The sequence below is a fragment of the Vibrio sp. V39_P1S14PM300 genome (genome assembly GCF_009904765.1).
In the GTDB taxonomy this organism is placed as follows: domain Bacteria; phylum Pseudomonadota; class Gammaproteobacteria; order Enterobacterales; family Vibrionaceae; genus Vibrio; species Vibrio proteolyticus.
In genome coordinates this window covers 1-10,160 of record NZ_WXWP01000346.1, presented here as the reverse complement: position 1 = coordinate 10,160, position 10,160 = coordinate 1, and the positions used below count along the sequence as shown (strand labels likewise).

Annotated in this window: 12 protein-coding genes; 8 read left to right on the top strand and 4 right to left on the bottom strand. The window is 52.4% G+C overall.

Features of this window, described 5'->3' with window-relative positions:
• Window positions 1-324: 324 nt before the first annotated feature.
• Both rihA and CAG65_RS18155 read left to right on the top strand, forming a co-directional pair.
• Window positions 325-1,278 (top strand): pyrimidine-specific ribonucleoside hydrolase RihA, encoded by a 954-nt coding sequence (rihA, locus tag CAG65_RS18160; RefSeq protein WP_040902885.1) that lies wholly within the window; start codon window positions 325-327, stop codon window positions 1,276-1,278.
• 24 nt (window positions 1,279-1,302) lie between these two features.
• Entirely contained in the window at window positions 1,303-1,659 is a 357-nt protein-coding gene (locus CAG65_RS18155; RefSeq protein ID WP_021706299.1) for a rhodanese-like domain-containing protein, read from the top strand.
• Between the two features lie 32 nt (window positions 1,660-1,691).
• On the opposite strand, the gene CAG65_RS18150 is transcribed toward CAG65_RS18155, so the two are convergent.
• On the bottom strand, window positions 1,692-2,630 hold the full coding sequence (locus tag CAG65_RS18150) for a helix-turn-helix domain-containing protein (protein ID WP_021706298.1): 939 nt from the start codon (window positions 2,628-2,630) through the stop codon (window positions 1,692-1,694).
• A 131-nt stretch (window positions 2,631-2,761) separates the two neighbouring features.
• Here CAG65_RS18150 and CAG65_RS18145 point away from each other — a divergent pair, with 131 nt between their 5' ends.
• The 3 genes from CAG65_RS18145 to CAG65_RS18135 are packed head-to-tail and all read left to right on the top strand — an operon-like array spanning window position 2,762 to window position 4,358.
• Window positions 2,762-3,184, top strand: a complete 423-nt coding sequence (locus CAG65_RS18145) for a rhodanese-like domain-containing protein (protein ID WP_021706297.1) — start codon at window positions 2,762-2,764, stop codon at window positions 3,182-3,184.
• Complete coding sequence (locus CAG65_RS18140) at window positions 3,181-3,783, top strand: glutathione S-transferase N-terminal domain-containing protein (protein WP_161454535.1); 603 nt, start codon at window positions 3,181-3,183, stop codon at window positions 3,781-3,783. The genes CAG65_RS18145 and CAG65_RS18140 overlap by 4 nt, the downstream gene beginning before the upstream one ends.
• A complete protein-coding gene (locus tag CAG65_RS18135) occupies window positions 3,780-4,358 on the top strand; it encodes a DJ-1/PfpI family protein (protein WP_161454534.1) in 579 nt (192 codons plus the stop codon). The genes CAG65_RS18140 and CAG65_RS18135 overlap by 4 nt, the downstream gene beginning before the upstream one ends.
• A gap of 35 nt (window positions 4,359-4,393) precedes the next feature.
• Here CAG65_RS18135 and mrdA read toward each other — a convergent pair whose 3' ends face one another.
• A complete protein-coding gene (mrdA, locus tag CAG65_RS18130; RefSeq protein WP_161454533.1) occupies window positions 4,394-6,307 on the bottom strand; it encodes a penicillin-binding protein 2 in 1,914 nt (637 codons plus the stop codon).
• Window positions 6,308-6,567: 260 nt separating this feature from the next.
• On the opposite strand from mrdA, the gene CAG65_RS18125 reads away from it, so the two are divergent.
• The 3 genes from CAG65_RS18125 to CAG65_RS18115 are packed head-to-tail and all read left to right on the top strand — an operon-like array spanning window position 6,568 to window position 8,062.
• Window positions 6,568-7,296: a sulfite exporter TauE/SafE family protein gene (locus CAG65_RS18125; protein ID WP_021706293.1), complete on the top strand. Its 729-nt coding sequence runs from the start codon at window positions 6,568-6,570 to the stop codon at window positions 7,294-7,296.
• A 29-nt stretch (window positions 7,297-7,325) separates the two neighbouring features.
• A complete protein-coding gene (locus tag CAG65_RS18120) occupies window positions 7,326-7,616 on the top strand; it encodes an antibiotic biosynthesis monooxygenase family protein (protein ID WP_021706292.1) in 291 nt (96 codons plus the stop codon).
• Between the two features lie 11 nt (window positions 7,617-7,627).
• Complete coding sequence (locus tag CAG65_RS18115) at window positions 7,628-8,062, top strand: YccF domain-containing protein (protein WP_021706291.1); 435 nt, start codon at window positions 7,628-7,630, stop codon at window positions 8,060-8,062.
• Between the two features lie 193 nt (window positions 8,063-8,255).
• Here CAG65_RS18115 and CAG65_RS18110 read toward each other — a convergent pair whose 3' ends face one another.
• Together CAG65_RS18110 and hisC are read right to left on the bottom strand one after the other, a co-directional pair.
• Window positions 8,256-9,029: an ABC transporter substrate-binding protein gene (locus CAG65_RS18110; RefSeq protein ID WP_161454532.1), complete on the bottom strand. Its 774-nt coding sequence runs from the start codon at window positions 9,027-9,029 to the stop codon at window positions 8,256-8,258.
• Window positions 9,030-9,046: 17 nt separating this feature from the next.
• Entirely contained in the window at window positions 9,047-10,126 is a 1,080-nt protein-coding gene (gene hisC / locus CAG65_RS18105; protein ID WP_161454531.1) for a histidinol-phosphate transaminase, read from the bottom strand.
• Window positions 10,127-10,160: the final 34 nt, after the last annotated feature.

Sequence of the window (10,160 nt, the reverse complement as noted above, 5' to 3'; positions counted from 1 at the left end):
TGTTCTGGTTTTTATAGATCTATGAAACTATGAAAAATTATTAAATCCAGTTTTTAATTTCAATAATATTTTTATTTTTAGATTTAAGTTTCAAAAAATTAATCAAGTTTAGTTTATTGGATTTGTTTATTATTTGCCGGTTTAGCCACACTTTTGTTTGTTTTATGTTGCAATTTGGTGGCGGGAAAAATAGGGATGCAGCAAAGCTGTAACAGATTGACTCGGGCAGTCTGTTTTGATGCATATTGGCGAGCGCTTTCACAGCTTCTGTCTCGACAACGAGTTAGAGTGCAGTTCATGGAGTCCATCATGAGGACATTGTTGATGACGATACCGATAATCTTAGATTGTGATCCTGGACATGACGACGCTATTGCACTGATTCTGGCGTGCGCGTCGCCGGAGTTGGACATTCGCGCCGTGACCACCAGTGCTGGCAATCAAACCCCAGACAAAACGCTAAATAATGCGTTACGAATTCTGACCCTGCTGGACCGCTGCGACATTCCCGTCGCGGCTGGCGCCGCTAAACCATTGAAAAGAGAGTTGGTGATTGCCGACAATGTGCATGGTGAAAGTGGTTTGGATGGCCCTTCTCTTCCTGAGCCCGGCTTTTTGGCCCAACAAACGGATGCCGTGTCGCTGATGGCTTCTGTATTGCGAAGCAGTGAGCATCCCGTGACGATTGTGCCCACCGGCCCGCTAACCAACGTGGCACTGTTACTGGCTACGCACCGCGATCTGATCCCCAAGATAGAACGTATTGTGTTGATGGGAGGCGCAGCGGATTTTGGCAACTGGACCGCGGCGGCTGAATTCAACATATATGTCGACCCGGAAGCCGCCGATATGGTGTTTCGTGCTGGGGTGCCGATCACCATGTGTGGTCTGGATGTTACCCATAAAGCGCAAATCCTGGCGCACGATGTTGACCGTATTCGCAGGGTCAACAATCGCATTGCGACAACGGTAGCTGAGCTGCTCGACTTTTTCCTCATCTATCATCAGGATCCAAAATGGGGTTTTGACGGCGCACCGCTTCATGATCCGTGTACGATTGCCTGGCTGCTGGCACCGGAACTTTTTACTACGCGTGCATGCTGGGTCGGGGTCGAAACTCAGGGCGAGTATACTCAAGGTATGACGGTCGTAGATTTGTTTCAGTTATCCGGGCGGGAGGCAAATGCCGACGTTGTACTGGATGTTGACCGGCAGCGGTTTGTGGATCTTCTGGTAGCACGTCTGGAGGGATACACAACCAGCCATCCGATCGGGTAACGCACTTCAATCAAGGAGATGAGGATGAAACAGCAATGGATCGTAAAGAGTGTATTGTGTGCATGTTTGCTGGCTGCACCGTTGCCGCTGCTAGCGTCGGAGCGGGCCGATACCGCCTGGCAGTGGATTGTGCAAGGAGCCATAGTGGTGGACGTCCGAACGCCGCAAGAGTTTGAACAGCAGCATCTGGATGGTGCACGCAACTACCCGCTGAGTGACGTGGCAACCGCTTTCAATCATCTGGACAAAAACACCCCGATCGTTCTCTATTGTCGCAGCGGTAACCGCTCTGCCAAAGCGTATGACTATCTCCGGCAAGCGGGCTTTACTCAACTGCACAACGGGGGTGGGCTGGAAGAAATGCTGGCAGTGAAGCCATGACCGCTCATTGACCGCGTGTCGGACAACCGACGTTATGATCGGCTGAATTGGGCTCGGTACTGCTTGGGAGAGACGCCAACCAGACGGCGAAAATGGTGGCGCATGGTCATGGCGTTTTCAAAACCAGACAACTGGGCCAGTTGATCCATGTTGTGTGCGTCGCTTTCCAGTAAGCCTTTGGCGCGTTCGATCCGCTGCTGTGTCAGCCACTCTTTTGGTGACTGGTGAAAGCTGGTACGAAACTTACGGTCAAATGTCCTGCGCGACATATTGGCTTTGGCTGCCAGCATGTCAATGTGGATGGGCTGATGCAAATTGTGGTTGGCCCAGTTGAGAGCCTCAGAAAACTGATTCGGTACTTCCAGCATCGGCGTGTCGACAAATTGAGATTGTCCGCCGTGTCGATGCGCGGAGACCACCAGGCGTTTGGCGACCTGATTGGCCGTGGCGTAGCCAAAATCGCGGCGAATCACGGCGAGCCCAAGATCCAGTGCTGCTGCACTGCCAGCGGAGCAGCCAATTTGACCATCAAATACATACAGGACGTTTGGTGCGTAATCCACATGAGGAAAGCGGGCCCGAAAACGCGCTTCAAACTGCCAGTGCGTTGTGGCTTGGCGGCCATCAAGTAATCCCAGTTCAGCGAGAAGAAAGGCCCCGGAACAAAACGTCAGAATTCGTTTGCCGGCTTCGGCAAAGCGTGCGACCTGACGGTGAATCTCTGTGTCTGTGGTTGTTGGCCGAGTCGGCCAGCTCGGGATCACCAGCATGTCGTAGGGTTCCAGACTGTCTACGTTCCGTGCCTGCAATAATACCTCGCCAGTGGTGACAAACGGCTGATGCTCGAGATTGACCACTTCGGTGTGATACCACTGCTCAAACTCTGGTCTCGGCAGGGCAAACAGCTCTGCGGCGCAGGCGAGCTCAAACAGCGATGCGTGGGCGTGAGTAAGAATCGCCACTTTTTTCATCAGGCCTCTCCATGGGACTCATGTGGATAAACTTGGCTTGATATTAACGCACTATGGCTTTTTCGCCAGTGTCCGAGAGCCAGAATGAGAGCCACAATAAGATCTGGTCAATCACACAACAAGGACACGTTATGACAAGCGCCGTTTCCCGAATTCCAGCTGCCGACAGCGACGCCGCTTTGGCACATTTTTCAGCCCTTCAACGGTTTGAAACCGATTGCTGGGACGTTCACCACGCAATGACCAATGGGTTGCAGGATTTTGTCCTGATCGATGTGCGGGGGGGCGAACTTTACCGGCAGGGGCACATAGCCGGGGCGATCAATATTCCGCACCCACGCCTGAACTTCAACAATCTGGCCGAGTTTCCGCTCGATACCCTGTTTGTTGTGTATTGTGCCGGGCCACACTGTAATGGTACTGAGAAAGCCGCGATCCGGTTAGCCAAACTGGGACGCCCGGTGAAAAAGATGATCGGTGGCGTAACCGGTTGGCTGGACGAAGGATTTGAACTGAGGTCAGGGCTGACGGAAGAGGGTGAGGTGACGGTATGAAACTGATCGTGGGACGCGACTCGACCTGGTCGCTGCGCAGCTGGCTGTGCGCCAGTCTGGCCGGATTCATGCCGGAGCTTGAGATTATTGATTTGTCCCGTGGTGAGGCCTCGAAACAGCTTCACCGGTTATCACCAACCGGGCTGGTTCCGGTGCTTAAGGACGGGGATATCGAGGTACACGATTCGCTGGCGATTGCGGAATATTTGAACGAACAAAGTGATGGCAATTTGTACCCGTCAGATACCGCGCAACGCGCGCTGGCCCGCAGTTTGTGTGCCGAACTTCACGCTGGATTCCCGCTGTTGAGAAGTCGGTGTCCGTTTACCTTGGACGCTGTGACGCCAGTGCAACCGGACGCCGCGATGCAGCGTGAATTGACGAGGATAGAACGGATCTTTTCCAACGCGAACAGTCACTTCTATTTTGCTCAGCCCAGTGTGGTGGACGCGTTTTTTGCTGTGATGGCCGTCAGGTTGCAGCACTACGGGCTTGAGCTCGTTGGGTCAGCCGGAGAATACCAGTATCAACTGTTGCGTTGGCCTGCTCTTAAGGAGGCGTTAAAGCAAGCCCGGTTGTGGCGGGAGGCGGGTGCATGAACATCGGGATTTACATCTATGACGATGCCGAAGTGCTTGATTTTGCTGGGCCATTTGAAGTGTTCAGTACGGCCCGCAGACTCGCTCAGAATGACTGGCAGATTTTTTTTATTGCTCAGGAGGATGCTCTGGTGAACGCGCGCGGCGGTATGATGATCAGCCCGCATTACCACTTCGCCAATCATCCGCCGCTGGACATGTTGCTGGTCGTCGGGGGGCTGCATCAAGCGCAGCTCGATAAGCCAGCAGTGATAAACTGGATCCGTCAGCAGGCCCGGCAAGTGAGTCGAATAGCGTCGGTGTGTACCGGCGCCTTCTTGCTGGCGGAGGCGGGCATCTTAGATGGATTGAGTGTCACCACGCATTGGGAAGATCAGGCGGCGTTGCAAGCGCGTTATCCGGCATTATCCGTGCTCACAGACACGCGTTGGGTTGAGCAGGGAGACGTGATGACCTCTGGAGGCATTTCGGCGGGCATTGATATGAGTTTGTCTTTGGTCGCGCTTCTGGCGGAACGCACCCTGGCAGAGCGCACGGCTGTCCAGATGGAATATCGCTGGCAAGCGTCGCCTTAAACGAAAAGAGCCTGTGACATCACAGGCTCTTTTGCTTAGGAACGCGTTGGTTCTTTGTCTTGCTCTGGTTTTGCCCTGTCCACCAGCAGGTAATCAAACACGTTACGGGCAAAAGGTGCACCGACCCGCGAGCCGCCGTTGCCGTGTTCAATCACCACGGTAGTGACGTAGCGCGGATGCTGAAACGGTGCAAATGACGTAAACAAGCCATGATCAAGCAGGTTCTTGGCCAGTTTTTTGGAGTTGTACACTTCGTCTTTTCTCAGGCCGAACACCTGAGCCGTACCAGACTTACCGCCACTTGAATATTGCGCCCCTTTAAATGCTCGTCGTCCGGAGCCGCGGCTGCCTTCATTTACCAGTCGCATCGCGTTGATCGGAATATCCCAGTCTTGAGCCGGGACGCCTGTAATCGCTGGCAGCGGTTTGGGTTCCCACTCTTTGGCGTGACTGAATTGTTCACCGTGATCTAAGACGGCGCGAAGCAGGTGGGGCGGCATCACTTTTCCGTGATTGAGCAACACAGACGTCGCTTTGGCGATTTGCAGCGGGGTGGCGGTCCAGTACCCCTGACCGATCCCAATCGGAACGGTATCGCCTTGGTACCAAGGGACATGATGACGGACCATTTTCCACTCACGCGTCGGCATGTTCGCGCTGCTCTCTTCACGAATGTCGATCCCAGTGGGCCTACCGAAGCCGAATTTGTTCATCCAGGTTGAAATGCGGTCGATACCCAGATCATACGCCACCTGATAGAAGAAGGAGTCGACCGATTCTTCGATCGCCAATGTGACGTCCACATTGCCATGACCCCAGCGTTTCCAGTCGCGCCACGCTTTAGAATTCCGTTTTGAGCCAGGAATTCGCCACACGCCATGATCGTTTCGCACCGTATTGGGAGTGATCACGTGTTCAGACAAGCCGGCGACGGCCATAAAAGGTTTCACCGTTGACGCTGGTGGATAGACGCCGAGGGTGACGCGGTTCACCAGCGGGTGAGACGGATCGCTCAGCAGTGCACGATAGGCTTGCCCAGAGATGCCGTTGACAAACGGGTTGGGATCGTAGCTTGGGCTGGAGGCCATCGCCAGCACGCTGTTGTCTTGCGGATCCAAGACCACCGCACTGCCCTGACGGTGATCCAACTGGTCAAAGACAAACTGCTGCAGTTTAATGTCGATGTTCAGTACGATGTCCTTACCGGCGACAGGTGGGACGTATTTGATGGTTCGGATCACCCGACCACGGCTGTTGACTTCCACTTCTTCATAGCCTTTGGTGCCATGCAGTATGTCTTCGTAGTAACGCTCTACGCCCAGCTTACCGATGTTGCGAGTCGCCTGATAGTTCGTGAGCTTTCCCTCTTTATCAAGGCGTTGTAGATCACGGTCATTGATGTGCGAGACATAACCCAGCACGTGGGTCAGAATCTCTCCGAACGGATAGTAGCGTTTGAGGTCGGCACTGACTGACACGCCGGGAAACGCGTACTGATGCACCGAAAACTGGGCGACTTCCTGTTCATTTAGCTCACTTTTGATCGTCACCGACAGAAATCCACGTGTGTGCTGGTAGCGCTTTTTGAACGCATCGGTTTCTTCCGGTGTCAGAGTGATGAATGGGGAGAGTTTTTGCAGCAGGGTATCCACATCGCCCGCCTGTTCAGGGATCATGTCCAGGTTGTAGATGGGTTGATTCTCTGCCAGCAAGACGCCGTTGCGGTCGTAGATTAAGCCGCGTGTCGGGGCGATAGGTAAGATTTTGATGCGGTTGTCGTTAGATCGGGTTTTATAATCTTTGTAATGATTGACTTCCAGGTTGTACAGGTTGGCAATCAGCACCCCGATCAGGGCAACAATGCCAAAAAAAGCCGCAATGGCGCGCCGTTTGAACAGTTTAATTTCTTCTTCATGATTACGAATGGGCGTGCGTTGATGAAAATTCATTGTATCTTGAGCTCGTAAGGTTACATCGATGCACTGAGAAGAGCAGGCCGCCAGGGGAAAGGCGGTGATGTTGTTACATTTAGTTACACTTAGTCGGTACTCTAACGAGGATCGTTTCAATAATTGTACGAGCAATGTCAACTTTGTGGCCCTGCGTTGAGATTGGCGCGGCTTTTGGGCTATTTGTTCTCAACTGCATCTTTTTTAAACACTATCGATTATCATGAGCGTTCTCTCGTGCTTACTTGATGATGAAACTCATGCTGTCTGAATGGATCTCCACACCGGCGTTGATTGCCGCATTTCTTATTTTTGTCGGGTCATTTGTCCAAACTGCGATTGGCTTTGGGCTGGCGATTGTGGCTGCTCCGTTACTGTTTCTGGTGTCGCCGGACTATGTGCCAGCGCCGATCTGCCTGGTGGCATTGTTTATTTCTGTGCTTAACGCGCTAAAACATCGTGACAGCGTGGAAATCGGCGGTTTGAAAATGGCGTTAATTGGCCGAGTGCCAGGTTCAGTTGCCGGCGGCGTGCTATTGGTCATGGTGTCGACGGATGTACTGGCACTGTGGCTGGGGTTCTTGGTGCTGTTTGCGGTTGCGGTGAGTCTGTTGCCGTTTCGGATTGAGCCGACCCCTATGCGGATGGGCGTGGCCGGTTTCTTTTCCGGTTTTTTTGGCACCAGTTCTGCAATCGGTGGTCCGCCCATGGCATTGCTGCTGCAACATCAGGAAGCCAATCAGCTGAGAGGAAATTTGTCGGCCTTTTTTGTGTTCAGCTCGCTGATCTCGCTGATCATTCAGATTCCCGCTGGCTTTTTTACACTTCACCATGTGTGGATTTCGATACCTCTATTACCAGCGGCCTGGCTTGGCTACAAACTGGCCCGGCTTACCACCCACAGTCTGCCCAAGGACAACATTCGAATGGGCGCGCTTTTGCTCTGCTCGGTCAGCGGGGCGACAGCCGTGTGGCAAGGGTTCAACTAAACTCGTTCATCCCAGATTAAGGAAACATCATGATACTGGAAGTCGCTATATTGAATGTGAAACCAGAATTATCCACGCAATTTGAGCGGAACTTCGCCCAGGCACAGACTATCATTGCCTCTATGCCGGGCTATATCGCGCATCAATTGCAGCGTTGTCTGGAAACCCCTGACCAGTATCTCTTGCTGGTCAACTGGGAAACGCTTGAGGATCATGAGCAGGGATTTCGCCAATCGCCTCAATATCAGGAATGGAAGCAACTTTTACATCATTTTTACCACCCATTCCCCACCGTGGAGCATTATGAACGGGTTTTCTGAAAGGAGCGACAATGAGAACGTTAGGTAACATTATTTGGTTTATTTGCGGCGGCGTCTTTATGGGGCTGGCGTGGTGGTTGTTTGGTTTGTTGGCTTTTATCAGCATTATCGGCATTCCATGGGGACGTGCCTGTTTCGTGATGGGGAACTTTTCTTTTTTCCCGTTCGGCTACGAAGCGATCTCGCGTGATGAGTTGACCAATGAAACCGACATCGGAACCAGCCCGCTGGGTTTTATCGGCAACGTGATCTGGTTTTTACTCGCGGGTATCTGGCTGGCCATCGGTCATATTATGTCCGCTGTGGCGTGCTTTATTACCATCATAGGTATTCCGTTTGCGCTGCAGCACCTGAAACTGGCGTATATTTCACTGGCCCCGATTGGTAAAACCGTGGTGCCGAAAGAAGAAGCGGCCGTGGCGCGTTATTCGAAATACAACAAGTAAGCGGTATATGAGCCCCGATGAGGGGCTCTTTTTTATCTGGGTGTTAGTGTGTCACTGTCTCGGCACCATTTTGGTTGCCAGCCGCAAGTCTGTACACATGATGGTGTGACTCCGGAAAGCGGCGGCTTTGAGGTGGGCGGTTTTGGTACGCCGTGTACCCCATCACAGTAGCGATGGGGTTCTGTCAGCGGGTTTACAGATCTTCGCCGTAGATATCGAAACTGAAGTATTTGGCGGCGATCTTGTCGTAGGTGCCGTTGGCACGGATGGCGTCAATGGCCTGATTGAATTTCTCCGCCAGTGCTTGATCCTGTTTTCTCAATGCCAGCGCGGTGCCTTCGCCGATATAGGCTTTGTCAGTGACCGCGTCGCCTTTGAATTCAAACCCCTTACCGATGGCTTTGTCCAGGAAAGCCAGCATCAGTTGATCGGCGTTGCCGAAGGTCACATCCAGGCGACCATTTTGCATGTCAATATACACTTCGTCTTGACCGGTATAGCGTTTGATCGAGGCAATAGCCCCGAATTTGTCGGTAACGTAACGATCATGGATAGTGCCTTGTTGTACCCCGATGGTTTTTCCTTCCAGGCCGGTTTGGTCCATGCTGAATGTTGCTTCTGCGCTAGCCACAAAGCGGGCTGGTGTCTGATAGTACTTATGGGTGAACAGTATGCGTTGTTTACGCTCTTCGGTGATGCGCATCGAAGCCATGATGACGTCGGATTTGCGTGCCAGCAAACTTGGAATTAACGCATCCCAGTTTTGTGATACCCAGGTACAGTCTAATTGGGCTTGCTGACACAGCGCGTCAGCGATTTCAATGTCAAAACCCGCTGGTTTACCGTCGGCATCCATGTAGTTAAAAGGCGGATAGGTAAAGTCAGAGGCCAGGCGAACTTGTTTAGCCAGAACAGGTGTAGCAAAAAGAGAGGCGGCACAGGCAGCAGCGAAGAGGTATTTTTTCATGATTAACGTCCCTTTAATTAACTCAGTGTTGTTGGAATCGGGTAGTTGCAGATCAGCTCAGCGACTTCCTGCATGCTTTGTGGCGAGCCGATGGTAATGCGCACGCAGTGGCGAAGCGCTGGCTCATGGTGTTGGTTTCGCGTCACGATGCCGTGTTGTTTAAGATAGCCGAACAAGTCGATATCTGGGCGGGTGCGCAGTAGAACAAAATTGGTGGCTGAAGGATAAATGTGCTCTATCCAGTCAAGCTGACGAATGCTGTCGGTGAAGATCTGGCGTGTTTCAATGATACGCTGTGTGTTGTCTTGCGCGAGTGCAATGCCTTCGGCAGACAGAGCGTCCATGACGATACTGGCGGAGCTGTCTGGCATCGGATAGGGCGGGATCAGCTTCATCACAAATTCGACGACATCGGGTTGAGCGAGTAAAAAACCGCAGCGCACGGCCGCCAGCCCGAATGCTTTCGACAAGGTGCGGATGACCACCAGATTTGGGTACTGATCAATCAGACCGACCACACTTTGCTGCAGTTCAAACTCAATATACGCTTCATCAACCACCACCAGAGCTTGATCCCGCGTATGTTCCAAGACGTTGATCAGCGTTTCTCGTCCTAACATGTTGCCTGTGGGGTTGTTGGGAGAGCAGAGAAAGATCAGGTTAACGGCCTCCGCCGCCGCAATCACCGCTTCGGCATCCAGTTCAAAATGTTGCCCATGCAGTGGCACATCCACTGTGTCTATGGCAAGCGCGTCGGCGCAGAATTCGTACATGGCGTAGGTAGGTGAACAGATAAGAATCTTGTCTTTTCCGGGCTGGCAGAAGGTGCGAATCAACAAATCAATCGCTTCGTCTGCACCGCGAACGGCCAAAGCAGGTTGGCGGGTTTGGCAGTACGCCTGATAAGCCTTGGCAATGTGCTGTGGCAAAAAGTCAGGGTAACGGTTGTAATCCGCGTGATCTGAATAGTGAACACCGTGCTCCAGTTCATTGGCATTGAGCCACAATCGGCCGTCGCCCCCGATGCGGCGTGCTGACTGATAAGGTATTAACTTTTTTATGCTTTCAGGGGCCAGTTTTGATGCCAGTGATGTCATGTTTAAACGTCCTTTTTGAATATATAGTCACTAG

Excerpts from the sequence above, each read along its gene's own strand:
- rihA (WP_040902885.1), top strand. The coding sequence starts at position 325 with ATGACGATACCGATAATCTTAGATTGTGATCCTGGACATGACGACGCT.
- CAG65_RS18155 (WP_021706299.1), top strand. The coding sequence starts at position 1,303 with ATGAAACAGCAATGGATCGTAAAGAGTGTATTGTGTGCATGTTTGCTG.
- CAG65_RS18150 (WP_021706298.1), bottom strand. The coding sequence starts at position 2,630 with ATGAAAAAAGTGGCGATTCTTACTCACGCCCACGCATCGCTGTTTGAG.
- CAG65_RS18145 (WP_021706297.1), top strand. The coding sequence starts at position 2,762 with ATGACAAGCGCCGTTTCCCGAATTCCAGCTGCCGACAGCGACGCCGCT.
- CAG65_RS18140 (WP_161454535.1), top strand. The coding sequence starts at position 3,181 with ATGAAACTGATCGTGGGACGCGACTCGACCTGGTCGCTGCGCAGCTGG.
- CAG65_RS18135 (WP_161454534.1), top strand. The coding sequence starts at position 3,780 with ATGAACATCGGGATTTACATCTATGACGATGCCGAAGTGCTTGATTTT.
- mrdA (WP_161454533.1), bottom strand. The coding sequence starts at position 6,307 with ATGAATTTTCATCAACGCACGCCCATTCGTAATCATGAAGAAGAAATT.
- CAG65_RS18125 (WP_021706293.1), top strand. The coding sequence starts at position 6,568 with ATGCTGTCTGAATGGATCTCCACACCGGCGTTGATTGCCGCATTTCTT.
- CAG65_RS18120 (WP_021706292.1), top strand. The coding sequence starts at position 7,326 with ATGATACTGGAAGTCGCTATATTGAATGTGAAACCAGAATTATCCACG.
- CAG65_RS18115 (WP_021706291.1), top strand. The coding sequence starts at position 7,628 with ATGAGAACGTTAGGTAACATTATTTGGTTTATTTGCGGCGGCGTCTTT.
- CAG65_RS18110 (WP_161454532.1), bottom strand. The coding sequence starts at position 9,029 with ATGAAAAAATACCTCTTCGCTGCTGCCTGTGCCGCCTCTCTTTTTGCT.
- hisC (WP_161454531.1), bottom strand. The coding sequence starts at position 10,126 with ATGACATCACTGGCATCAAAACTGGCCCCTGAAAGCATAAAAAAGTTA.